This window comes from Rivularia sp. UHCC 0363 (assembly GCF_034931125.1).
In the GTDB taxonomy this organism is placed as follows: Bacteria; Cyanobacteriota; Cyanobacteriia; order Cyanobacteriales; family Nostocaceae; genus Rivularia.
Genome location: NZ_JAYGHM010000072.1, coordinates 8,300 through 34,444 on the forward strand (window position 1 = coordinate 8,300; position 26,145 = coordinate 34,444).

Below are 26,145 nucleotides of genomic sequence, written 5' to 3' on the forward strand. Positions count from 1 at the left end.
AATAAGGAGAGGGGAAGGGGGTGAGGTCGAATTTGTATAGCTCACTCAACGTAAAACCGCTATCTTTAATTTCTGTTATATAAATCAAAACATAAAATTGATGTAGAGAACGGGAGCAATGCTACGTCTCTAAGTAGATAGGCGTAATTAAATATAAGATAAGACCTCACCCTCAATCCCTCTCCTTATTAAGGAGAGGGAAGCCAGACTAAGGATGAGATTTTATATTTAATTTGACCCACTTATTTATCAGCGTTTAGGCTGCACAACGAACTTTCATATATCACATCAAACCAAAAACGCCTAAATCCCTAACTATAAATGACTTCATGAAGACGCAGCAACATGATTTTAAAGAATCTGTAAAGTGTAAAAAATAACGTCGTACTATCACTGAGCGAGAGATTATATTTAATACAGCAGAGCAAACAACACCAACCAACTAGCATTCAACAGTTATAGAAAATGAGTTACCCAGAACCCGACGATCGCGAAATTGCAGAATCATCAATCGTAGTAGCGGCTCCAGACCAAATCTCTTCCGACTTGGGTGGTGAAGCAGTTATTTTGAACATGAAGACCGGAATCTACCACGGTTTGAATGAAGTAGGTGCGCGGGTTTGGGATTTGATAGAGCAACCAAAAACTGTAAAAGAAGTAAAACAGGTACTTCTCGAAGAGTACGAAGTTGAAGCTGATGCTTGCACTAACGACCTGTTTTCACTACTGAATAACTTGAAAACCGCAGGGCTAATCAAAGTAACAAATGAAACTGCTACGTAAGCTTTGGAATCTGAGAAAGGTTAATTTTTACTTCCTATTTGTTACTTTCTGTTTGCTGGGAGCAATTCGGTTAGGGTTGCTGTTGCTGGAGTTTCGCATCTTATTAAAAATAGTAAATAAACTCAGTACGATAAAATTACCACTCCCGAATGCTCGTTTAGGTCAAATTGTTTGGGGTGTCAACGTTGCAACGCGCTATATGCCAGGTGGTGCAAAGTGTTTAGCGCGGGCTTTAACTACACAAATTTTGATGATTCATAGTGGTTTTTCTCCCGAATTGTGCATCGGTGTTGCTAAAAGTGAGTCAGGAGAATTAGAAGCGCACGCTTGGATTAAATATCAGGGATACGTTGTAATAGGTCATCTACCGGATCTACCACGCTACATTCAACTACCATCCCTTGAAGGAATTAAATTATGAGCGGCATCGTAGGTATTAATTACCTTGACGGTCGTCCTGTAGACCGCGAAAACTTAACAAAAATGGTTGATATATTGGCGCATCGCGGACCAGATGGTGCAGATATCTGGGTTGATGGGTGCGTTGGTTTCGGACATCGGATGTTGTGGACAACTCCTGAATCTCTTATAGAAAACCTGCCTTTAGTTAATCAAAGGGGTGACTTAGTAATTACAGCCGATGCTCGTATTGATAATCGTGACGAATTGATAGCTGCTTTACAGATAAATAATCGTCCTGCTGATAAGATTGCAGATAGCGAGCTGATATTGGCGGCTTACGAGAAATGGGGTGAAGATTGCCCGGAGCATCTATTAGGTGACTTTGCATTTGCGATTTGGGATAGTAGGAAAGAGCAGCTTTTTTGCGCTCGTGATCATTTTGGGGTAAAGCCTTTTTATTATTATCGCTGCAATCAGGTTTTTGTCTTCGCTTCGGAAATTAAAGCTTTGCTTTGTTTGCCAGAAGTACCGCGCAAACTAAATGAACTAAAAGTAGCTCATCACCTGACACTATTTTTTGAAGACAAAGTTAATACCTTTTACGAAGAAATATCTCGATTAGCAGCAGCACATTCCTTAACTATAGACTCAAGAGGAGTAAAAATTAAGCGTTACTGGAAGTTAGATCCCAAACGCGAGATAAAGCTCAATTCTACTCGGGAGTATGTTGAAGCTTTTCGAGAAATATTTATCGAAGCAGTACGCTGTCGCCTGCGTAGCGCCTTTCCTGTAGGATCTACTTTAAGTGGTGGACTTGATTCCTCTTCCATTGCTTGTACAGCACGTATGCTGTTAGCTGAATCTGGAAGAAAACCGCTGCATACATTCTCAGCAATATTTCCTAGTTTACCAAAGGAAGCCCTCCAGTGGATTGATGAACGCTTTTTTATCAGTGCCGTACAATCTCTAGGAGGTTTTGAGTTTCATAATGTCCATGCAGATTATCTTAATCCTCTGGTTAAACCACTTTGGCAAGATGATGAGCCAGTTTATTCTCCAAATTTGTATATTCATCTAGCACTTTACAAATCTGCACAATCAAACGGTGTTCGTGTATTTTTGGATGGAATAGATGGGGACAGTACGATTTCTCATGGATGGGCGCGTCTGACAGAACTGCTTTATGGGGGTAAATGGAGAACTTTACGTAATGAGATGAAAGCGGCTTCTCAGTTATCTGGAATATCTCAGCAGCAACTTCTGTGGAAATATGGTTTTCAAGCCCCTATCCAAGAACCTGCGTTACGTCTTTGGGAAATATTACAACATAATTCAAAATCTACTTTTACATTTAATCAAATCATTAATGATAAGTTTTCCAGTCAAATCGGATTAGCACAAAACATTCAATCCTTAACAAAGGAAATTCCATTTCTAAACTTTAGTGCTAGACAGATACATGCTTCAGGGTTGAATTCTGGTATCCATCAATACGGTCAGGAATTGACTGATAAAGCTACTGCTTCTTATTCTCTAGAAGCTCGTTATCCCTTCTACGATAAGCGACTAATTGAATTTTGCGTCGCTCTACCTTCATCACAAAAATTTCGCCAAGGTTGGACGCGAATAATTTTACGTCAGGCAATGAGAGATATTCTACCTTCAGAAGTGCATTCGCGTACTGGCAAAGGAAGACTTAGCTTCAATTTCCAAGACAACTTACTAAAACATGAGCAAAAAACTATAGAAAAGGTACTCGAAGAACCCAATCAATTAAATAAGTACGTAAATTTACCAGCACTTAACGCAGCTTATAATCGCTATGCGGCTCAACCTTTACAGACACAAATAAAGTCAGATGCTATTGCTGTATTCTGTGCGGTAACGCTATCTCAGTGGTTGAATCAAGCAAATCTCAATACTTAATTTTTTCTTAGTTAAATTAAGAGTAGATTGGAACTTTTAGGTTCTGAACAACTCCAAATTTTGCATCAATTATTTGAATTTATATTGTCTGAACTTATATTAAGCACAATTTAAAAGTGCGTCTTTTGTTGAGTTATCTGAACTTATATTTAAGCACTTATTTCAAAGTGCAACTACTTCATTTTGTCAATTTACTTAGAGGATAATCAATCATGACTAAGAATTGGAATGCACCCAAATTGAACACTTTTGGTTCTGTAGAAGAAATAACACTACAAACAAAATTTGGAGGTTCTGATGATGGAACCTTGTTTGATCCCGATGGTCCGAATGGTCCTATCAGCGGAGTTCCAATTGGTCCTCAATTTGATCCTAATTTTCAACTTCCTACTTCCTAGTGAAAATTGAATTAGTTTTACTTTTTTCAAAATATAGATCAAGGAAATCATAGAAATATTAACTTAGCCTTTGTATGATTTGCTTTTTTTATACTTTATAAATGTTTCACTAATTCGATAACCTAATAGTCTAATTTGCTATTAGTCCATCGGGGAGTTAGTCTTCTGACTTCAACTCCCCATTCTCTACAAAAATTATGCAACGCCGATAATCTTTATGCAGAGCAACAACAATACTGCTGATTCATCTCTAAAACAACAAAATATATATTCTTACTATGCTTATGGCTTAACCATACGCTCCGAAATCTGTATACCAGAATTTGTTTGTGCAGAGCTAGATGCAGTTGCAAGCGATGTTACCGTATGTGTAAAACACGACATTTCCCTTGATAATTATCTGGCTTCAGAGATTCTTAATCAATACAGCTATCTAAATATAACTCTCAAAACGGCAACAGTTTTTGTACAAAGTATGGGTCTCATCTTCGTTGAAGATGGGAATAAAATTGTTATCATTCCTCAAGCAGATGCTTCTGAAGAAATCATTCGCCTTTACCTTGTAGGAACGGTTATGGCAATCCTGCTCTATCAAAGGGGCTTGTTAGTTTTACATGGAAGTGCAGTTGAGATAGAAGGTAATTGTGCAATTTTCTTAGGTGCATCTGGTGCAGGTAAATCTTCCACAATAGCTGCTCTTAATGCTCATGGATATTCAATTATTGCCGACGATGTAGCAGCAGTCAATACAACTAAAAAACCTAATACTGTATATCCTGCCTTTCCGCAAATCAAGTTAGGTTCAGAACTTTGTACCTCTTTAGGTTATGATTTTGATTCGCTGCATTTTTTAGGTTTAGAAGAAAAGCGCGGCTACCGTTTAAAGCAAGGCTTTAATCGAACACCATTACCAATTAGACGTATCTATACCCTTGCTTTTGGTGAGGAATTTAGCATTACCCCGCTCAAACCACAACAAGCAGTAATGGAACTAGTGCGCCACTCTCGTCCTACAACTTTGTATTATAATGGCGGAGCCTCTCACTTCTTACAATGTGCGGCTTTAGCCAAGGAGTGTGGTGTTTACCGACTGGTACGACCTCGCAATCTGGCATTGTTGCCTGAGCTAGTCAAGTTAGTTGAAGAACATAATGCTTCCGATTTAGCTGCAACTGTAGTGTAAATAGTATACTAGTGTAACAATAAAGATAGCTCTATATCTGTTCCTAGCGGTTTCGTTTAAAAATTAGGGTGCTTTTCAAAGGCTATTTAAGACGAAATCCGATAAAGCGAGTCCGAAAGTAACAACTATTGCGATCGCAAACACTTTTCTGTAAACAGATTTATAATTGCAATTACTGCTACAAATTTTCAATTAGCTCGTAAAAACAAAACCCGCGCCCTTTTTGTATCTCCAGACTATTGATTTGTAGAATATTTCCATATTTAATTCATATGAAAACGCTATAAGTATAATTATATGGTACCGATAAAAAGTGTCATTGATTACATTTAATTCTAAATAACATAGCATAAATTCCTAAAACCAATTATTACACCCATGCAAACCTTATCTAAACCCGATATTAAAAATCAGATAATAAATACTCACCCAGAAATAGAACTACTTCTATCTTCCCTTAACCCCGATCTCAATGATGCTATTACCGAACGCATCCAAGCCTTAGTTAAACAAAACATTGACTGGGAATACTTAACTCAAACAGCAGATAGACACGGGGTATTATCCCTAATGTATTCTCGCTTCAATAGTATTTGCCCAGAAGCGGTACCAGAACCTGTCCTAAATCAATGGCGCAGAAGTTTCCAATACATTGCCCAACGCAACTTGTTTTTAACTGGTGAAGTTGTTAATCTTCTGAAATTATTTAAAAAACAAAATATTGTAGCTTTACCTTATAAAGGTCCGGTTTTAGCCACTTTAATCTACAAAAATGTAGCTTTGCGACGGTTTGGAGATTTAGATATTATCGTGCAGCAAGAAGATATCTTTGCAGTACGGGAACTTTTGATAGCTCAAGGATATCGACCTAATAAAGAAATGACTGACGCGCAGTTAGTCAAATATCTAAATTCTAAAACCGAACATACCTATGATTTTATTCATGATGATAAAAATGTCTTTCTAGAAATTCACTGGCGAATTGCACCGAAGTATATCACTCCTATCGCTGCGAAAGATTTGTGGCAAGATTTAGAACCTTTTTCCTTAGCTGGTACAACTATAAATAACTTACCTTTGGAAGATTGGCTACCAATCCTCTGCGTGCATGGTTCCAGACACGTATGGGAACGGCTATCATGGCTGTGCGACATTGCAACGCTGATTGATAAAAACCCAGATATAAATTGGCAAAAAGTAGTCCAACAGGCTAATACTTGGGGTTGTCAGCGGATGCTATTTCTGGGGCTTTATATGGCACAAGATTTATTTGGAGTTGACTTGCCCCCGGAAATTTGGCAGCAAATGAAACAGGTTGAACCGATAGTAAAAGGTATTGCACCTCAAGTATATAATCAACTTTTTGCTAGTGTTAGGACTTCCGATAAATTTATGGGAAGAACTCTTTATCATATTCAGGTAAGAGAACGTTTAAACCATAAGATTTTGTATATTCAATCTTTTCTTTACTGGTTGGTAAAAGGGAAAAAGGAGTGGGTTGAGAAGTAATAGTTTAAAGATAAATTGTTCAAGCGAACTAATTTAGTCTTGAGATTTTATATATATATGTATATATTAAACCCGTTGGTATTGCTCAAAGAAAAGCGAACCCAACGGTTTTTATCAGTTATCCTAATTTATCTCTTATATCAAGTCCTGCTCATTACTTGCTGAGCAGGCTTAATGATTTTTTTATTACCAATTACCAATTAACAAAATTCTACAAACCATATAAAACAATAACTAACGGTGGAACAATCAGTGTCATTATCAAACTTAACGGCGCACCAACTCGTGTAAAATCAAGGAATTTGTAACCACCAGGACTATAAATCATAGTATTAGTTTGATAGCCAATCGGAGTCATAAAACTACTAGAAGCCGCAAAAGTTACTACTAATATAAAAGCCATTGGATTCAAGCTTAGACTCTTCGCTACTTCTACGGCTACGGGTAAAAGCAATACTACAGAAGCATTATTAGAAAGAACTTCTGTAATTAAGCTAGTGACAATATAAAACAAAGTTAATAACCAATAACCAGAAAGATTACCGCCTATCGCGACTAAATTCTGCGCCAACCATACAGTAGTTCCAGACTTATCCATTGCAATTCCTAGAGGAATCAATCCAGCTAATAGAAAAATAATATCCCAGCGCACCGCTTGATAAACTTCACCTGGTTTAAGGCAACCAGTCACCACCATTAATACTACTCCGAGTAAAGCACTAACCAGGATGGGCATTATTCCTAAAGCTGCTGCTAAAACAACTCCTAAGCCAATCGCCACAGCAATACCTGCTTTATCTCGTCGAAAAGTTTCTAAATCGCGATCGCCAATAAATAACAAATCTCTGCTGGTTTGCAGCCCTAAAAAGCTTTCTTTTGGTCCTTGTAATAGAAGCACATCACCAAAACGTAGCTTGACTTTACCGAGTCTTTCTCTAACTAATTCTTCTCCCCGACGAATTGCTAAGACTGTGGTATTGTAACGCTGTCTGAATCGGATATCTTTAAGATTAGAACCGATTAAATTGGAATTAGATAAAATCAAGACTTCTGCAATGCTTTCTTCTCCGGAACTCAAATCTCTTTCCCAGGATTTATCGGAAAATTGGACATCGGATAAAAGCTCAATTCCTTTTTCGTCCTTGACTTTAAGTAAACATTCCTTTCCACCCCTAACCATCAAAATATCCCCTACTTGTAAAAGTTTATCTGCTAAAGGTTGGGGAAAGTGATTGTCATTGCGGATTATTTCTAATACGTCGAGATCGAATTTCCGTTGCAGTTGACTTTTTCGGAGAGTTTGCCCAACTAAATTAGAAGCAGGTGCGACTATAATTTCACTGACATAATCTTTGAGGTCATAATCTGTAGTTATAGTATTACTTTTGATTTTACGATCGGGTAAAAGACGGGGTGCGACTAAAGTTAGATATGCTAAGCCAACAGTGAAAACCATCAAACCTAATTTGGTAAATTCAAACAAGCTAAAAGCACCATATCCCAATTTTTCAGATAATCCACTTGCTAAGACGTTAGTGGAAGTACCAATTGTCGTTATCATTCCCCCCAGAATTGTGAGATAAGACAAGGGTATCAGTAGCTTAGATGGAGAAACTCCTTGTTTTTTACACCAATCTTCTACCACTGGCAAAAAAACTGCAACTACCGCAGTATTGTTGATTAAAGCACTTATCGGCCCGGTAATTATTCCAATAGCGAAAATTTGCCTGGTGGTATTTTTACCTCCCCATCTCAATAGCAATTCGTTTACTACCTCAATTGCTCCAGTACGAGCAATTCCCGCACTCAAAATAAACATAGCCATCACGGTGATAGTAGCCGAATTACCAAAACCAGAAATACCCTCTTCCGGAGTCACCAATCCCAAAACCATCAACAATACCATTACCGCGATCGCTGTAATGTCAACCGGAAACCATTCACCAATAAAACAAATTAAAGCCAGAATAACTACGGTTAGGGTGAGAAATATGCTCATATTTAATTGACTAAAATAGGGAAACTACGCTAAGACATCGTGAGGAAGCAAAATTTCACAAATCAGCTACTAATTTATTGCATCCATGCTCGCAAAACATATTGAACAATACAATAAATACTTTTATTAGGTAGCTGCATCCTGACATGGAGTTACAAATTATCAAGCAAGCTAATTTTTTGAAGTAAGCTTATAACTATTTCTTATCACGTAAAAGTCATCCGAGTCAGAAAATAGCTGTTAATTACTTGGTAAACATAATTACCATACATTATTTATCTATAGCAATACAATCGATTAAAAAATAACTAATATTTTATTTAGCTCATATATAAATTAAACTTAATTAGCTATGTAACGATCAAATAGTTAATTGTAAAATAAAATACTGTTTGTCTAATCGTGAAGTAGTGAGCAATAAATAAAGTGTTATCCACGTACTTTTATTGGAATAGCCTAAAAGTGCCTCTGAGCAACCATTAGGACAGACAGCAGAAAGTAGCAAGAAGTTGTTAAATAGTTAGATTCGGAGTATTTTATAGAAGATATACTTGGTTAACAACTTTTACTTGTAAGTATTTATTCAAATCTATAGTAGATTATTTTGATTAATAGTTCCCAACTTCATGAAAACTATAAAAAGTAATCAGTATTTACTTATGTTGTTTAACAAAATCAATGTTATACTTTTCGCAAGTTTGTCTATGATTTTTTTCAGTAAATCTACCGGATATGCCTCATCGATTCTAGAAGTAGAAGATTGTCATCAATACAACATTTCTGAAATTCAACATCGAAACTTAGGTTTGATTGTCAAGCTACTTCGAGAACATCTGTTTCACAAACAAATGGTGACTTTTTGTAATTACAAGATAAGCTTTGGCTGCAATTCACTTGAATTAATAACAAGTAAATTTGTGAATTTGCGTTCTCAATAGACCCTCATTACATAGGAGAAAAATAATTATGAGTCAGCATGGTGTGACTGTATGGTTCACTGGTCTAAGCGGTGCAGGAAAAACTACTATCACCAAAGCAGTTGCCGAAAAATTGCGATCGCAAGGACATAATTTAGAAATTTTGGATGGCGACGTAATACGCGAAAACCTCACCAAAGGATTAGGTTTTAGTAAAGCAGATCGAGACGAAAATATTCGCCGCATCGGTTTTGTTTCTCATTTGTTAACTCGTAACGGGGTGATAGTTTTGGTGTCTGCAATTTCTCCATATAGAGAAATTAGGCAAGAAGTTAAACAAAAAATCGGAGATTTTGTTGAAGTTTACGTCAATGCTCCCTTAACAGTCTGTGAAGAGCGTGATGTGAAGGGACTTTACAAGCGGGCGCGTGCCGGAGAAATTAAAAACTTTACTGGAATTGACGACCCTTACGAAGCACCTCTTAACCCCACTATTGAATGTCGCACCGACCTTGAAGAGTTAGAAGAGAGTGTGGCAAAAATTTTCAAAAAACTTGAAGAATTAGGTTATCTCGACAAAGCGTTAGAGATGCAAGCTGTTTAGATAAGTTCTATTGAAGAAGTTTAAATATAGGGATTTGCGGTTCACCGCGAATCCTCAACTTTAAGCTATCTCTTACACTTCCATTACGCCTGATTTTTGTTCAAACATTATCATCTATAAAATATGCAAAGCCTAACTTTAGAGAACCATCAACAGCAGATTATTTCTAAAAATGCCGAATTAGTTAACCGTATTGCTACACCCGAACAGCAAGCTGAATTTTTAGATAAAGCCGATTCCTTACCTCGAATTCAACTAGATAAACGGGCAACTTCAGATTTAGAAATGATTGCCATTGGTGGGTTCAGTCCGCTTCAAGGATTTCTGGAACAAGCTGATTACGAGTCAGTAGTTGAAAATATGCGTCTGGCTAACGGTCAGCCGTGGTCAATTCCCGTTACTCTCTCGGTAAATGAAGAAGTAGCAGCATCTTTAAAAGAAGGCGATCTAATCCGTTTAGATGACTCTATGGGGCGCTTTGTTGGTGTATTGGAACTAACTCAAAAATATCGCTACGATAAAACTCGTGAAGCTATTAAAGTTTATCGTACCGAGGAAGATAAACACCCTGGTGTAAAAGTTGTATACGAACAGGGTGAAGTTAATTTAGCAGGTACAGTATGGCTGCTACAGCGTGACTCTCATCCTTTATTTCCGTCTTACCAAATCGACCCGGCAACCTCAACAGCTATGTTTCGAGAGAGAGGTTGGAAAACAGTAGTTGGTTTCCAAACTCGTAATCCGATTCACCGCGCCCACGAATACATCATCAAGTGCGCCTTAGAAACAGTTGATGGTTTATTCTTGCATCCTTTGGTTGGGGCGACCAAAAGTGACGATATCCCCGCAGATGTGCGGATGCGTTGCTATGAAATCATGGCGGAACACTATTTTCCATCCGACAGATTAATTTTGGCTATTAACCCCGCAGCAATGCGTTACGCTGGACCCAGAGAAGCCATTTTCCACGCCTTAGTCCGTAAGAACTACGGTTGTACTCACTTCATCGTGGGACGCGACCATGCTGGTGTTGGCGATTACTACGGTACCTACGACGCACAGCATATTTTTGATGAGTTTCAGCCTGGGGAATTAGGTATTACGCCGATGAAGTTTGAACACGCTTTCTACTGTACCCGTACTCAATCGATGGCGACAGCCAAGACGAGTCCAAGTACCAAAGAAGAGCGAATTCATTTATCGGGAACCAAAGTCCGTGAAATGCTGCGAAATGGTGAATTGCCACCACCCCAGTTTTCTCGACCTGAAGTAGCTGCGGAATTAATTAAAGCGATGCAGGTAGGATAAGATTTGAAGGCGATAACTAAAGTGTTGACAAACCAAAGCAGAGAAAGAACAGTTTTTCTCTCTGCTTTGTTTAATTAAAAACCACAAGCAATTTTGGCCTTAGTATAAATCTCTATGAGTTGGTCGTAGTTTTTTTGGGCAGTATACTTCGCTTCAAATTCTAAACGTGCTTCATGCCTCATTTGAGTAAGCTTTTCTGGATTAGCTAAAACCCACTTTACTTTATCTACTAAATCTTGCGGATCTCCTGGTTGAAAATGAAGCCCCGTTTTATCATTCACTACTAATTCGGCGATCGCGCCAATGTTAGCAGCAATTACGGGAGTACCTTTAGCAAAAGCTTCGATTGCAACTCGGCCAAAAGTTTCATACCATTTTGATGGAAAGACTAAAAACATCGCTTCTCCCATTAAAATGTGTACTTCTGCTAGAGATTTACGTCCCAGCCATTCTACTTGTGGAAGGCGTTTTACTGCTTGAACGACGTATTCAGCTAGTGGACCATTACCAACAATTTTCAATGGTATATGTATACCTAGATCCTCCCATGCTGCCAGCAGGGTATCTAAACCCTTTTCTGTAGAAAGCCTACCTACGAAGAGAGCATAACCACCATTCCCCGAACCTACACCAGAATCGAAATTAACAAAATTTGGCTTGACTACAATCTTCGAGGGGGGAAGACCTCCTTCGATAAATTTCTGCTTGGCAAATTCAGTTAAACAAATATACAAATCAACCATTTCTGTCCAGCTTCTCATAGCCCGATGCACGCTCAACATAGATGCAACACCTGCACTTACAACTTGGCTGTTGCGGTAACAACCACGTAGTACTCCAGGATAGGGAATCACTTTTCCCGTACACTCCTCACAAACTTGATTGTCGCGAAAAAAAAGTCCATTAGGACATAAAAGACGGTAGTTATGTAAAGTCTGAACTACAGGAACTCCTTCGGCTTTCGCAGCGTAGTAAACCGATGGAGAAATTAGAGGAAAAAAATTGTGTACGTGAACGATATCGAATGATTGTTGCTTTAAGCAACGTCTAATATCTTTATAGGTCTTTTGCGACCAAATTATTTTAGTTACCAAAGATACTTTATTTAAAGCATTAAGGCGATCGTTGTTTTCTTCGTATATTTCAACCTGATGCCCCATTTGTTGCAAGAGACTAACCTCGGCTTCGTAGCACTCTTCTTCTCCTCCTCGAAATTGATAGAGGTTATGGATAGTTAAAATACGCATTAATTCATGCTCAAGGTTAACGGGACTTAGACACGATAGAGAGTAAACTATAACTTTGACATAACTTTTTTCATACCCCTCTTAAGGACGCAAAAAGTCTTGCTTCCTTCTTATGAGAGAAAGCAATAGTTTTGCTCCCGTTCAATATTAATGTTTATTAGCCCTAATAGTCGATCATCTGTTTGTAAAGCTGGCTCAAACGTTCACCCCGAAATTGCCAACTGTATGTTTCACGTACAAGTTTACGACCAGCCTCACCCATATTTATCAGCATTTGAGGATTTTTGACAAGTTGAGTCATCGCTGAAGCTATATCTTTTAAAGCCTCGTTGGGGTTTGATGCTAGAACCTTAAAGCCTGTTTCTGGAGTCACTTGCACTGCTGGTCCTCCCAAATTAAAACAAATTACCGGACGACCTGCTGCCATCGCTTCCAGACATACCCAACCACCAGAATCATGCAAACTTGGATGAACCAGAACGTGGCAATCTCTTAACTTTGTTAAAGTTTCTTCCCTAGATAGCTTTCCCCAAAACTTGACTCGCTGAGCAATACCAAGATTTTCTGCCAAAGTCTGAAGTCTGTGGAATTCCGCTCCATCGCCTAAAATCCAGTATTCCGCATTCGGTAAATTTGCACAAGCAAAAGCACGCAGCCCTAAATGAAAACCTTTCCAATGCAAAAGTCTGCCTATGCTGATAAACCTAATTTGATTGCCATCAGGTATGGCGTAGTTTGAAAGAAAATCTATATCTTCTTGAGGTAAACCAATTGCAGGCACAACTTCAACGTTATTAACACCCATCTTGTAAAGTTGTTGAGCCGTTTCTTCAGTTGTGGCTTGGATTACAGTACTTTTTTTAGCAGTTAAACGCACAAAAGGGTCTAGTTCCCCTAAAACACGAGCTAAATTCCGGGCTATTTCGTAAGCATAAGATGACCAGCTAAAATCTTGCCAAAACTCAAATGGTGCAGATTCTCCGCCAGCAACAGGTCCCCAAACAAAAGGTACTGGTAAAAACGAAAGAAAACTAGGGTTTGAATACTTAGCAAACGTTACATGATGGATTACATCAAAATCTATTTGACGATGTAATTTTCGAGCTACAAAGTATGCTTGAATTTGCCATAGGTAGTGATGAATTTGCATTGCTCCCGATTGTCCCCAGCGCCAACCACCGCCCCATATAGGTAATGTGAAATATATAAAGTGTAAATTGGGTACAGGGTTGCGATCTAGCTCAGCCTCAATTTCTGTTTTACTTTCATCAGGACGAGTCAAAACCCACACTTGATGATGTTTGGCAACTTCGTATGCGGTATTCCAGCCAATTCCGGGTTCCGAACCTCTACCTGGTTCGCAGGAATAAGCAGACATCAATATCTTCATGTATATAATGCCGTATTAGGATACTTCTTTACAACGTTTTAAATAACAAAAAACCTTAAATAAGTGATAAGGCTATATATAAATATTATTTGATAAACATCCCAGCCATATTAATTAATTTCTAAAGAAGGATTAGCCCCTGCATAAATATAGGCAGAACGTTGTTTTAAACTCTTATTTATCTGCCTATCTTGCCATTGTAAAGCGATTAAAACAGCGACAAATAACATATATCCAGGTTCTTCCATTTGAGAGAAAATCAAACCGTTAACAAAAACATTCAGCATCAAAAATTTAGAAAAGTCATCGAGACAAATCCGTCGCCATACAATAGAGGAAATGTACAAGTAAGTTCCCAAGCCTAGTATTCCTATATCTCCCCAAATACCTGCCCAGCCGAATAATGGGGAAAACATACTGGAACTCCGACCTAACAAACTTCCCCACACTAAATCGAATGTCTGCTTACTAACAGGATGAATAGTAGCACCTAAAGGTCCGAATAAATCCCAGTATTTAGGTAACATCCATCCTCCCAATCTTCCAACTGTATGTCCGGGACCCAGACCTAAAAGCAAGTTTAAAGGTAATTTGTAATATGAAATAATTATCCTAATTGATGAAGTTTTAAGCAGGGTTGCCTCACCATCAGGACCATAAATTTCTGGTCGTATCCAGGTGTTGAAAGCGCGAAATATTTCTAAGTTTTGCATACACCATAGAAATACACCAATAGCTATAATAGCTCCTATTGAATACTGAAGAAATATTTTTATATCTTTTAATTTGAGTAAAATAAGTAAAATCCATGAGACAAAACATACTAGAAGCACCTGTTTGGCATCAGCTAATAAAAGCTGAAGAAATGCAGCAAAAAAAACAGAAATCCTCAACCAAAAAGCATTATTTTTGGCACTGATGAAATAATAGATTCCAAACGATATGGAAACAGAAGCACCTACAACATGACCACTTCCAGATAAGTAGAATACTCCTTGAATGTTATCCCAAATAATAGCCATCGTGGTTGCACGAAGTACTCCTATATTTAAGAGAAATGCTTGAAGAAGTGCTAAAAAAATATGAAAGCAGGAAAATCCTATGATCCAACCTTTTAATCGTCCTAAGCTAGTTGGAGTCATTGGAATACAAATTACCGCCACCAAAAAAATGAAAGGCTCGGCGAGTAAAAGATAACCTATAATAACATTGATAAATCCGGCTTTATTTAAAAGAGCGCTGGCAAAAAATACTCCAAGTAATATTAAAATACCGCAAAGAAGTTCTTTAGTAAGAGAAATTTGATTTCTATTCTTAGTTTGGGTTTTAAATAAGGCAACTAAACTAACAATAGGAACTATAGCAAAGTGAATAAAATTGATTATTGATGGAACGCCTACTGAGTCAAGTAGTCGTGGAAAAAAAACACTAGCGAATCCTAAAAGTAATAGTGTTGAACTTTGTATATATGATTTATCTTTTTTGAGAAGTAGCGCTTGTTTATTCATGCTATTAACACCGATTGATGCAAGCAGTTTGAACTTGATTATATATTTCCATCAAGCGTGAGTAATTATTTTTGGCAGTATACTTGGCTTCAAACTCAGCCCTTGCACAAAGGCGCATTTGAGCCATTTCTTTTGGATGCATTAAAGCCCATTCTACTTTTGCTGCTAAATCTTGGGAATCGCCGGGTTGGAACTTTAAGCCAGTGCTACGGTCATCGACCAATTCGGCGATCGCGCCAATATTAGCAGCAATTACGGGTGTACCTTTAGCAAAAGCCTCAACTGCTACGCGCCCGAAGGTTTCATACCATTTTGACGGAAAAATTAAAAACTTTGCTTCTCCCATTAGCTCGTGTACTTCTGACATCGGTCGTCGTCCTAGCCATTCTACTTGCGGTAATCTTTGAACTGCATTTTTTACTTGTTCCGAAAGAGGACCATCTCCAACAATTTTGAGAGGCATTGGTCCGCTAAGTTGTTCCCAAGCTGCGAGCAATGTATCTAGCCCCTTTTCTACAGAAAGTCTTCCTACAAATAGCGCATAGCCGCCACTTCCTTTACCAATACCTGGATCGGGATTCACAAAATTGGGCTTAACCACAATCTTTTCCGCAGGTAAACCTCCTTCAATAAACTTTTGACGGGCAAATTCAGTTAAAGCGATGTAAACGTCTACCATTTCTACCCAAGTACGCAGAGTACGGTGGACGGTAATCATACTCGCTACAGCCGTACTAGCAACCCGACTTTCTCGGTAGCAACCGTGCATTACTCCAGGTAAAGGTATGAACTTACCCAAACAGTCTTCACAAACTTGCCCATCTCGGAAAAATAAAGCATTGGGACAAAGCAGGCGGTAGTTACGCAAAGTCTGAACTACAGGCACCCCTTGCTCTTTAGCTGCATAGTAAACTGAGGGCGAAATCAAGGGGAAAAAATTTTGTACGTGGATGATGTCATGAGTCTGCTCTTTAAGTCGCCGTTTGGTAATCTTGTGCGATTCCTGCGACCAAATTGTCTTAGATGCTACACGCAGCGGATTCATCGTAGAAATGCGATCATTGTTTTCTTCATATACTTCTACTTGATGCCCCATCTCCCGCAACAGATTTTCCTCTGACTGACGAGACTCATCTTCACCCCCACGAATTTGATAACGGTTATGTATGCTGAGAATACGCATTTTAATTACAGTTATAATTGTGTTTTAATCTCAAGTACTTGACTAATTATCTTTAATTAATGAAAAATCCAGATTTTTAGTTATACCAAAGGCTGGGAGCTTAACTTTCAAAAAAAGGTAAAATATTCTAATACACAAGCTTTTAAGTTCTAGGCAAAAGTCCACAGATTAACCGTTTTTAGTATAAGTCAACAAAAAGTAGAGTAGACTTTAGCTACTTGCTCTGCTGTTTGCTCCCAGGTAAATAATTTTACTCGGTCTAATCCTTTATCTATTAGTGTTTGACGAAATTTAACGTCATTTTGAAGTTGGCTTACAGCTTCTACCATCGCCTTAACATCCATTGGATTGACTAAAATACCAGCATCGCTAACTACCTCTGGTAAAGAGGTAACATTTGAAGTGATTACAGGTTTTCCGCAAGCCATTGCTTCTAGAATAGTTATGCCAAAACCTTCATAAAGTGAAGGTGATAATAAAATGTCGGCAGTGTTATATATTTTAACTAAGGTTGCTTTATCCGGTCTGCCAAAATCAGTTATGCAATCAGAAAGATTGTGTTTGTGGATAAATGCTTCAAAATCTTCGGTCAATTTTGGACCTGTCCTTAAAAGGTGTATTGGCATTCCCTTGCTTTTGAGTGCTTCTAAAACCCTTAGAACAGTAATAAAATTTTTACGAGGTTGATTTGATCCGACGTTGAGGAGACATATTTTTTCTGGTGAAACTTGATGCTGCTGTCGAAACACTTCAAGTTCTGGTTTTGGAAAAGGACGAAACACTGAATCAACTCCATTAGGTACAACTGTTAAGCCTTCAGGTTGTACATTCAGTATTTGTACAACATCTTTTGCAGTGTGACTGGAAACGCTGATAATATGGTTAGCTTTACGTAGTCCTTTTACAGACCATTTCCAAGCTGCCATGCTAACGCTGGCAATTTGTGCTTGAGTACGAGCATTCTCTGGGTGAATAAAATTAACCAAGTCGTGGCAAGTTACTATAGTAGGCTTGCCAGTATTTTTAAGCCAGTAGACGAGATGACCATCACTATGGTCAATAACATGGAAAATATCGACATCCTGCTTTTTTATATTTTGTGGATAATTCCAGTAGCGTTGATAATATTTACTCAAACCATCGAATAAAGTGTTCCCATGCAACTGCTGTTGTTCGGGTGCCAACTCAATAATTTCCCAGTCTGGGCGAACAGTTTTTAAACCATTAACTAAGGCATCGGCATAAACATCCATGCTATAGGAAGCTCGTGGTTCTCTTCTAATAATTGCTATACGCATTATTTACTCTTATTAGCAATGCTTTACTTATTTGGAATCAAAAGAAGCAATTTGAGGATTGGATGTTGATTTCGATGAATGAAGATAAGCCGATTCACCTTTTTGTTTAAGGATATTCTGCCATAAATCAATCAATCGTTGAGCTATACGCTCGTGACTATAGTGCTTGTGTACTCTATTAAGGCTGTATTGTAAGACTTCAGAATACCAAGCATTATCAGAAATTAGTCGTGCCAAAATAGCTGCGAGTTCTTGAGCATTACCTTCTGCAAATACCAAATCGGAACGACCAATTACGTTGGGAATTTCTCCACAGGTAGAACCAACAACTGGTATTCCTGTTGCCATAGCTTCAATAATTACATGACCAAATTGCTCTTTCCAAGTTTCAACCGTCCGTGAAGGCAAAACTAATACGTCAAACTTCTGCATTTCCTGGGGAACTTCGTCGTGACGCACTCCACCCCGCCAGGTAATCAGTTCATTTACATTGTGTTTTTGAGCCTCTTGTCTAAATATTGGCTCATCAGAACCACTACCGCATAAAATGACTCGGAAATTTTTTCCCTGCTTATTTAATAAATGTGCTGCGGCTATTAATGTGTCAATACCTTTTTGATAGGACAAACGCCCAACGAAGCCGATAAGAAATTCCGAGTTTGATTCTTTATTCTTAACCGGACTAAATAATTTAGTATCAACTCCCATTTGGGGCATTACTTCAACGGTTCCAGAATAACCCCATTTTTTCACTAACTCTCCACCTTCGCAATTACCAGCAATCATTAATTTTGCTGTATTAAAAACATATCGACGTATCCACCGGCGAAACGGAGATAACTGACGATCCATGTTTTCCCAACCAAAGAAAACTACTGGTTTATTAAAAAATCTTGCACATAATGAAAGTTGAAGTGCTGAAAGGGAAAATGCCTCTTGTTCAACTTGGATGATATCAGGGCGAAAGTTAATAATTGCTCTGAGCAATGCTAAAGGTGAATAAATACAAGCACCGACTTGTCCCGAAAAATACATTTGAGCCGGATAATACTTGATTTGTTCATATGGTTTCTCAAGTTTAAGTTGCTTGTTCCATTGTTTAGCATTCCATTGTTTAGGAACGAGTAAAGCAACTTTAGCTTCGTCAGTTGTTGCAACTGCATTAAGTTTACCTTGATTAACGCCAACTACGTAAGTGTGGCTAACGAAGAGTACTCGTAAAGCAGAACTGTTAGTATTTATTTCTTTTAAAGTATCTTTTTTGTGGAGCATCTGACGAACCCAATCTATTGGTTTAGGACGTTTGTGAGGAATGAATAACCAAATAATTCCCATTTTTGCTAAGGGTAAAGGTAATAGTCCTACCCAAAGAAACCACATACTAAAAATTAATTTCTTTAACCAGTTATGGTCTGAATATTTCCATAGCGAACGAATACCCATGTAAATTAGAGGAAGAGCCTTATCTGATGGGATAGGATGATGCTGAGGATCTAACCTTAAAGATGCCATCCTAGACCATAAACGCCCTATAGAACGTTGTTCAAAATCTTTAGGTAATTGATAGTCTAATTCATCTGCTTTTTGCACCAATAGTTGGTAATTTTGTAAATCGTGGCGCACAAATCTGTGAAAGCGTTCTGCTGTTACTGTAGCTAAAGCCCACTGATTGCTGGTATGAATTCTATAAGCCGCTAATGGTTCTTCAATGGCAACGACTTCCCCATAAAAAGGAATCAGCATTGAAAGATAATCGTCAGCAGTCAGCTTGTACTCTTCGGAAATAGGAAAGACTTCCTTTAATGCTTTGCGGTTAATAGCATTACCACTAGTTGCAACACCTGCATAACCACCTACTTCCAAAATAGTCCGCCAAACTTCGCCGCTAGATAAAGATTTTCCTCCTTGAGGATAAGAAAATCCCAAAGATTGTCTGTTACTATCTACCACTTGCAAGCGATAATGTACTTTGGCAAGATTAGGTTTCCAAACTGAAACTATTTTTTCTACTGCATTTGGGAAAAGGTAGTCATCAGCATCTAAAAAGATGATAATTTCACCTTTACTAATTGCAAATCCGCTGTTAAAAGCTGCGGCTTGTTTGCCATTTTCTTGATGATAAATAGGAAGAATTTTGTCACCATAAGAGGCTATGATATGTCGAGAATTGTCAGTCGAACAGTCATCAACAACAATTACTTCCGTATTTTGATAACTTTGATTTATCGCGCTGTCAATAGCTTCAGGAAGAAAGCCCTCGTAATTATAATTGTTGATGATAATGCTGACTAGTAGTCTTGAATCAGAATTCATATACTATATTTTTATTTACTAAGTTACTCCAATTGAAGAAAGCGCGATATTGTTAATTTATACCAAATCTTTAAAGCCTAACTTGAGAAAAAAGTAACAAATATTACAACTAACTTCTATTTTTTCATAAAAACTTAAATAATCAAAATATTTTTGAATTAATTTATTCGATATTTCATTTTTATTTTTGTTTCTCAAATAAGTTGCGAACGCTTTAGAAAATAACTTTTTAGCTAGCTTAGAAAAAAGTGGAAATTCGGCTCGCATATAATAAGCCGTTGCAAGAAATATTTCAGAATAAATTATCCTTTTATTCGTAATATCCTGAGTAGTGTACAGATTATTCTGATGTAGTCTAAAAATACCTAAGTTTTTTTTTGATGCACAACCTATACCCAATCCAACCGCTATTAATTTTAAATAAGCATCACAAATAGCAAGTCCAGAACATCCCCTTTCTTCAGGTAGAGGAAACATTTTTTTTGAAAGTTTTCTAGAAAAGCATAAGTTTGATGTCGAAGGTGTAAAATTAGGTAGCTCGGCATTTATAATATTACTTCTAAAATCAATTTTTTTTGTTAAAATATCATCATTATTGTTATAAATTTCTTTAAAAGTAGCTTTTAGATCCGCATTCATGATATCTTCTGACTGCATGGGAGCGGATTCATTAAAAGCCCAGTCAATATCTGGATTTAAATTAAAAAAATTAACAATTTCGGCAGCTTTTTCAGGTAAGAAAATATCATCAGCATCAAGTAAACAAATAATGTCTCCTTTACTTGCTGCAAAACCCGCATTGATAGCTGAAGCTTGTCCCCCATTTTTCTTAAATACTGAAATTATTTGATTATCATAGCCTTTAATAACCTCCCGAGAATTGTCAGTAGAACCGTCATCTACCACAATTACTTCAGTATTTTCATAGGTTTGACCTAATGCGCTATCTATTGCTTGGCTGAGATATTGTGCATAATTATAGTTATTAATTAAAATACTGACTAATGGATAATTGTCAGCAATTAAGGACTCCTCTAAGCTTGATGATTGCTTATTAATAATCATTTCAGAACCTTTATCGATTTTTAATATTACTGTTTACTACCTAATAGATTTAGAATAATCTCATGAATTTATACTATTTTTCTTGAATTCACGTTATGTAAATTATTTCATCATCTTTTCTTTGATTTTAGAAAATATTTCTTCTGGATGTGTTGAAAAGTAAATAATTCTTTCTATATTTCGCACCAATGAAAATCCGATAGAGACTTTAAATCGTTGGAATAGTGGAAGGTCTTTTCGATAAAATTTGATTAAACGATATACACGACGTATACCCAAACCATGTAACCTGTCGTTAACAGTTTTCGTACCTTCTATTTTTAGATGATTTCCCCAAGTTTCATCTATATATTTAATCGTTGATACTTGAACAACTCTAAAGATAAAATCAATATCCATTGCATAGTGTTCGTTAATATCATACAAACCAATTTTTTCGTGTACAGAAGTATGGTAAAAATATGCAGTAGGATTAACAGGAAATTCATTTACCTTAGGTCCTAATAGTAATTCTTCTAACTTGATATTTTTAGGTTTATTAACACTTTCTAGCTCTCTATCATTATTCCAAACATTACAATTAGCTACAATAAAGCTTGGCTCCGGTAGACTTTTAAAAATCTCTACTACTTTATTTAAAACATTCGGTTCATAATAATCATCTACATTCAAAAAACCTAAAATTTCACCTTTAGCCATTGCAATTCCTTTATTCATTGCATCTGACTGTCCTTTATCTTTTTCAGAAATCCAGCGGATATGGGGGTATTTTTCTGCATATTCTTTGATGATATCTACCGTTCCATCTTTTGAACCAGCATCCATGATGATATGTTCGACATCTGGACAGTTCTGCTCGATTACTACTTTAATGCAAGTTTCAATAAATTTTTCGCCGTTGTAAACTGGAGTGATAACGCTAATCATAATTGGATAAAATTGAAAAATATTACTTTTACTTTGACAATAGAGTATTTATTGTTGATGTATTTTCCCCGTTGATTACATCGATTTTTTTATTAAAATTGTTTTATTGAGCTTGGGGTTTAATTCAATTAAGTATTGAAAAATATAAATCAGTGTATTTGAAAAACCCCGTTCTTTAAGAGATTTTTCAATTTGTAATAGATGATATTTCCAGTGTCGTCTCACCTCTGATCTACTAGTCAAACTTGTTAGAGGTAATGTACGCCATAAACTTAAAGCATTAGGACGTTGCAAGTCAAGTACTTGTCGTAGTTCCTCATAAGAATATCCCATTTTCTTCACTATTTCTGGACTAAGTATTTCTAAATAGTCATTAACTACTTGCCATGTTTGAGGATTTTTAAGATTGTCTATCCATTTATCTAAATTTTGATTGTTAGGTTTTCCTGTTAAATAAACATCTTTTTTCTGATCTTTGTATCCAAGACCGTATTGATGAGTATTTTTAATTCCATAATTCAACATTCCAGGAATAAATTCGATGTCTAGCTTTTTACAAATAGTTTTAACAGTCGATTCGGGACTTTTTAGTAACTCTTCATATTGGATAACTAGACAATTCTCTTCTCCTATTACCTCAATTCCATCTACAAGAAGCTGAGGGGCTGTAATCAAATCATGTTCGTGGTAGCTAAGCTTGTACCAATCTCTCTTAACCCAAGTACTAATAATTGAACATAAAACTGCTAGTGGATTCCGTAATAAAATAATGAATTTTGCTTTAGGAAAAGTTTGATACAATTCGGGAATTATATGATAGTAGCGTGGTGTTTTATCTAAAAAATAACGCTTACCTGAATCTGCTAAAGCACTCTCGTATAAATAACTATACATTCGGCGCATTCCCTCAACGTATATTTCTTCACCCTTGGGAAGTATTTGGAGAAAATCATTTAAAGCTACTTGAGCCAAGTTATGATTGTATTCGGCTTCATAACTATTAGAACGTAAGGCATACATGGGATGTAACATTAGCCAAGGTTCAGCCGTTGTATGAATTTCTAAGTGATTCTCTAAAATACGTTGGAGTAAAGTAGAGCCTGCTCGAGGTTGTGATATGAGGAAGATAAGATTTTCGCCCTTCATTTTAATGCCATCCATCTATGGAAAATAATATTTAATACTATATTGAATGAATTAATTTTCTTATGACCAATTCAAATTCTTTTCATAACCAAGTTCTATAAGCATTTCACCACTTAATTCTTTGAAAGCCTCTTTATGTTGGCTTGAGAAGTAGTTTTTCCCGTTGTCAATAATTTTTTTTGAGAAAGTAGCTGTTCCTCCAAAAACTTTATCTGCAATCTGATTAATTTCCTTCATCATAGTTTTTTTATTTTACCTAAAGGCACAACTGATTGTGCTAAATCAATTAATTGTTGAAATAATTTCGGCGCAATCAAAGCAATTATGATTGCATATACCAGAGTACCAATTACTATGCAAAGAGTTAATAATGCGTACAAGTTTAGCTGTTCATGGAGTAAGTATTTAATGGCTAATATAATACCTACCATTCCCAGTGAAGCAACAGATGGAGAAATAAATTGACCGAAATATGTTTTCAGATCAATATTAGTTAGTTTGCGAATTGCTAAAAGTGGCAGAGGTGAAAGTAGATAGCCCCGAATCACAAAAGATGTTGCAACAGCTACAATTCCCCAACGAACTGCAATGGAAAAACCAATAACATTAACCACAGCATTTATGCAACTAATCCCTAGACTCCAAGATGGTTTTCCCATTGCCATTACAATATTCCCATTAAAAGAGTATACCGACTGGAGAATACCGATAAATGCCAGAATTTGCATGACTTGAATGCTAGGTAACCACCGCTCTCCGAATAAGACCCGTACTAGTTCTGGTGCCAATGCCGACATGCCAAGGAAAGCTGGGAAAGATGCTAAGCTTGTGAACCGGGTAGCAGTGTAAAAGGCATATCGCAATTTTGGAAGGTCTTGTTGCAACCTTGAAAATGTAGGCATCGAAACTTTTGATGTAACGCTACCCAGCAATTGCGTCATGATGATTAATAATCGGTAAGCGATAGTGTAATATCCTAGTGCAACCGAACCAAGAAAGTATCCAATCAAAAAATCGTCAGACCGGCTATTGAAGAAATGGAGTAGCTGAATCCCCAACACATTTATTCCGAAGGAAAACAATTCTTTGAAGTGTCTTTTAGATATCTTAAATCCAGGTCGCCAGTCACTTACCCACCAAAGAACTAATACTTGGGCTAAACGATTTGCTAATTCTTTACCAACTATACTCCAAACTCCAAAACCCATAAACGCCATAGTCACACCGACTAGACCACCAATGAGTATTGCTACTACTGAACGAATTGCTAAAGCTTTGAAGGCAAATTTACGTTGAAGGATAGCATTTTGAACACTACTTAAAGAACCGAATACAAAGCCTAGAGATAACCAGCGTATGATTGGTGTTAATTGTGGCTCATTATAAAAATTGGCAACAAAACTAGCACAGGCAATACTCAGCGTTGTTAGCAGCACACTAATACTAATATTAGTCCAAAAGGCAGTATCCAGATGCTCTTCTTCTAATTCATGACGTTGGACGATTGCTTGGGAAAGTCCTTGGTCGAGAAAAACTTGTACAAAAGCCAGAAAAACACTAGCTAAAGCAACTAAACCGAAGCTTTCTGGACCAAGCAAACGAGCAAGTAAGAAGAAAATCCCGAAAGAAATTGCTTGCTGACCCCAACTCTCAACCGCAGACCAAATTACACCTTTAATTGCCTTTTGTTTTAAACTCATCTTGTCAGATAGATTAATATTTTATTATTAGGCAACACAAATTTTTTCTGTTGTATAACTGATAATTTCAATTAGTTAACACTACCTTCTACTTAAGTATTAGCTATCCGGATATTTACTAACTTTGATTTCATGAATAACTAATTATTTAAGTAATTCAAAAAAAATCTAGGTAAAATAAATATTCCATTTGCAAATTAATAAAATCAAAGCTCAATAAACTAGGAATATTACATTAATTAAATTGCCAAGTTACGCTACTATTCAACTTACTTAAGTTAAAACAAACAAGTACTTGGCAATACAATTAAGTATCTCTTATTTCAAATCACTTACAGAATTCGGTACTGGATAATTAGTAGTCATTAACTGCTTCATCGCCAACCAAATAAATGGTGGAATTGTTTTGGTATACCTACCCCCAAGACGACGCGGCTCTTGCAACCATCGATATAACCACTCAAATCCAGACTCTCTAACTATCCGAGGCGCTCTTTTCTGAAGTCCTGCATAAACTGGGAAAGCTCCACCCAACCCAATCATTACCGCTTGAATTTTATCTTTATGTTCTGTCATCCACTTTTCCTGTTTGGGACAACCTAACGATACAAATACTATACCCGCACCACTCTCATTAATTTTTTTAATAAGTATTTCGTCTTCACTTTCTGTAAGCGGACGAAATGGCAGCGGTTCCATTTCGGCAATGTTCAAGTCAGGATATTCTTCCTCTAACTTGCTTCTCATTCCGGAAAGAATTTTTGTTTGAGAACCCAGAAAAAAGAGACTAATATTCTGTTTTGGTGCTGATTTACATATAGAAGCTAAAATATCCAACCCTGCGACTCTATCTTGAGAAGTCGCTCCTAATTTCTTCATCATCCAGACTAAAGGCATCCCATCTGGAGTTACCATATCAGCCTTTTTTAATACACTGGCAAATTCCGGATTCCAGTGAGCTTCCATCAACATATGTACATTAGCTACACATACTGTCTTACTTTTACGTTCGCTTGCCCACTGAAGAATAGTTTGTATTTGCTCATCTAAACGCAAAGCAGTAATCGGAAAATCTAACACTTTCCGAGTCGGCATAACTGCCTTCACCATAGGTCACTCCTTATGCAACAACTAAAGTAACTAAGAATATTCGACCAAACCACCGATCTATAAAAGAAAAGTTTTGTTTTAGCATAATTTTTGCTTACTTAAAACTCAGGGAATGGTCGTCATTTGACACAGGTGGATGCAGTCGCTTCTACTGTTAACTTTAACTTCCCTGGTAACTATTGAATCATTTCACTTTACTGTATATTACCTTACTCGTAAAAAAAAGTAC

At 37.0% G+C, this 26,145-nt stretch carries 22 protein-coding genes; 9 read left to right on the forward strand and 13 right to left on the reverse strand.

All coding sequences use genetic code 11. The annotated features are described in order from the left end of the window. The first annotated feature begins 465 nt into the window (after nt 1-465). From VB797_RS28795 to VB797_RS28820, 6 genes are all read left to right on the forward strand, one after another. Entirely contained in the window at nt 466-783 is a 318-nt protein-coding gene (locus tag VB797_RS28795; protein ID WP_323241193.1) for a lasso peptide biosynthesis PqqD family chaperone, read from the forward strand. Then, complete coding sequence (locus tag VB797_RS28800; RefSeq protein ID WP_323241194.1) at nt 767-1,204, forward strand: lasso peptide biosynthesis B2 protein; 438 nt, start codon at nt 767-769, stop codon at nt 1,202-1,204. The genes VB797_RS28795 and VB797_RS28800 overlap by 17 nt, the downstream gene beginning before the upstream one ends. Continuing rightward, the gene (locus tag VB797_RS28805; protein WP_323241195.1) at nt 1,201-3,111 is read left to right on the forward strand and encodes a lasso peptide isopeptide bond-forming cyclase; all 1,911 of its coding nucleotides are present in this window, start codon (nt 1,201-1,203) and stop codon (nt 3,109-3,111) included. Before VB797_RS28800 ends, VB797_RS28805 begins: the two co-directional genes overlap by 4 nt. A gap of 212 nt (nt 3,112-3,323) precedes the next feature. Beyond that, nucleotides 3,324-3,509: a hypothetical protein gene (locus tag VB797_RS28810; protein WP_323241196.1), complete on the forward strand. Its 186-nt coding sequence runs from the start codon at nt 3,324-3,326 to the stop codon at nt 3,507-3,509. Nucleotides 3,510-3,726: 217 nt separating this feature from the next. After that, nucleotides 3,727-4,692, forward strand: coding sequence for a hypothetical protein (locus VB797_RS28815; RefSeq protein ID WP_323241197.1), 966 nt, complete (start codon nt 3,727-3,729; stop codon nt 4,690-4,692). 378 nt (nt 4,693-5,070) lie between these two features. Further along, nucleotides 5,071-6,201 carry a nucleotidyltransferase family protein gene (locus VB797_RS28820; RefSeq protein WP_323241198.1) on the forward strand — a complete coding sequence of 377 codons (1,131 nt, stop codon included), beginning with the start codon at nt 5,071-5,073 and terminating at the stop codon, nt 6,199-6,201. A 211-nt stretch (nt 6,202-6,412) separates the two neighbouring features. Here VB797_RS28820 and VB797_RS28825 read toward each other — a convergent pair whose 3' ends face one another. Next, complete coding sequence (locus tag VB797_RS28825) at nt 6,413-8,200, reverse strand: SLC13 family permease (RefSeq protein WP_323241199.1); 1,788 nt, start codon at nt 8,198-8,200, stop codon at nt 6,413-6,415. Nucleotides 8,201-8,904: 704 nt separating this feature from the next. On the opposite strand from VB797_RS28825, the gene VB797_RS28830 reads away from it, so the two are divergent. The 3 genes from VB797_RS28830 (at nt 8,905) to sat (ending at nt 11,029) form a co-directional block, all read left to right on the forward strand. Further along, the gene (locus VB797_RS28830; RefSeq protein WP_323241200.1) at nt 8,905-9,138 is read left to right on the forward strand and encodes a hypothetical protein; all 234 of its coding nucleotides are present in this window, start codon (nt 8,905-8,907) and stop codon (nt 9,136-9,138) included. A 22-nt stretch (nt 9,139-9,160) separates the two neighbouring features. Next, the gene (gene cysC / locus VB797_RS28835; protein ID WP_323241221.1) at nt 9,161-9,721 is read left to right on the forward strand and encodes an adenylyl-sulfate kinase; all 561 of its coding nucleotides are present in this window, start codon (nt 9,161-9,163) and stop codon (nt 9,719-9,721) included. Nucleotides 9,722-9,844: 123 nt separating this feature from the next. Then, nucleotides 9,845-11,029 carry a sulfate adenylyltransferase gene (sat, locus tag VB797_RS28840; RefSeq protein WP_323241201.1) on the forward strand — a complete coding sequence of 395 codons (1,185 nt, stop codon included), beginning with the start codon at nt 9,845-9,847 and terminating at the stop codon, nt 11,027-11,029. Between the two features lie 74 nt (nt 11,030-11,103). Here sat and VB797_RS28845 read toward each other — a convergent pair whose 3' ends face one another. The 12 genes from VB797_RS28845 to VB797_RS28900 all read right to left on the reverse strand — a co-directional run bounded on the left by VB797_RS28845 (nt 11,104) and on the right by VB797_RS28900 (nt 25,916). Continuing rightward, nucleotides 11,104-12,276 (reverse strand): glycosyltransferase family 4 protein, encoded by a 1,173-nt coding sequence (locus VB797_RS28845; protein ID WP_323241202.1) that lies wholly within the window; start codon nt 12,274-12,276, stop codon nt 11,104-11,106. A 163-nt stretch (nt 12,277-12,439) separates the two neighbouring features. Then, entirely contained in the window at nt 12,440-13,666 is a 1,227-nt protein-coding gene (locus VB797_RS28850; protein WP_323241203.1) for a glycosyltransferase family 4 protein, read from the reverse strand. Nucleotides 13,667-13,776: 110 nt separating this feature from the next. Further along, complete coding sequence (locus VB797_RS28855) at nt 13,777-15,174, reverse strand: hypothetical protein (protein WP_323241204.1); 1,398 nt, start codon at nt 15,172-15,174, stop codon at nt 13,777-13,779. A gap of 4 nt (nt 15,175-15,178) precedes the next feature. Further along, a complete protein-coding gene (locus VB797_RS28860) occupies nt 15,179-16,357 on the reverse strand; it encodes a glycosyltransferase family 4 protein (RefSeq protein ID WP_323241205.1) in 1,179 nt (392 codons plus the stop codon). A gap of 188 nt (nt 16,358-16,545) precedes the next feature. Next, nucleotides 16,546-17,655: a glycosyltransferase family 1 protein gene (locus VB797_RS28865; RefSeq protein ID WP_323241206.1), complete on the reverse strand. Its 1,110-nt coding sequence runs from the start codon at nt 17,653-17,655 to the stop codon at nt 16,546-16,548. A 27-nt stretch (nt 17,656-17,682) separates the two neighbouring features. Next, a complete protein-coding gene (locus tag VB797_RS28870; RefSeq protein WP_323241207.1) occupies nt 17,683-19,968 on the reverse strand; it encodes a glycosyltransferase in 2,286 nt (761 codons plus the stop codon). Nucleotides 19,969-20,025: 57 nt separating this feature from the next. Next, complete coding sequence (locus tag VB797_RS28875; protein ID WP_323241208.1) at nt 20,026-21,033, reverse strand: glycosyltransferase family 2 protein; 1,008 nt, start codon at nt 21,031-21,033, stop codon at nt 20,026-20,028. A gap of 102 nt (nt 21,034-21,135) precedes the next feature. Then, complete coding sequence (locus VB797_RS28880; RefSeq protein ID WP_323241209.1) at nt 21,136-21,960, reverse strand: glycosyltransferase family 2 protein; 825 nt, start codon at nt 21,958-21,960, stop codon at nt 21,136-21,138. A 75-nt stretch (nt 21,961-22,035) separates the two neighbouring features. Beyond that, on the reverse strand, nt 22,036-23,106 hold the full coding sequence (locus VB797_RS28885) for a sulfotransferase (RefSeq protein ID WP_323241210.1): 1,071 nt from the start codon (nt 23,104-23,106) through the stop codon (nt 22,036-22,038). Nucleotides 23,107-23,166: 60 nt separating this feature from the next. Continuing rightward, the gene (locus VB797_RS28890; RefSeq protein WP_323241212.1) at nt 23,167-23,346 is read right to left on the reverse strand and encodes a hypothetical protein; all 180 of its coding nucleotides are present in this window, start codon (nt 23,344-23,346) and stop codon (nt 23,167-23,169) included. Then, nucleotides 23,343-24,806 carry an MOP flippase family protein gene (locus tag VB797_RS28895; protein ID WP_323241213.1) on the reverse strand — a complete coding sequence of 488 codons (1,464 nt, stop codon included), beginning with the start codon at nt 24,804-24,806 and terminating at the stop codon, nt 23,343-23,345. The genes VB797_RS28890 and VB797_RS28895 overlap by 4 nt, the downstream gene beginning before the upstream one ends. Before the next feature lie 318 nt (nt 24,807-25,124). Next, the gene (locus VB797_RS28900; protein ID WP_323241214.1) at nt 25,125-25,916 is read right to left on the reverse strand and encodes a WecB/TagA/CpsF family glycosyltransferase; all 792 of its coding nucleotides are present in this window, start codon (nt 25,914-25,916) and stop codon (nt 25,125-25,127) included. Nucleotides 25,917-26,145 lie beyond the last annotated feature (229 nt).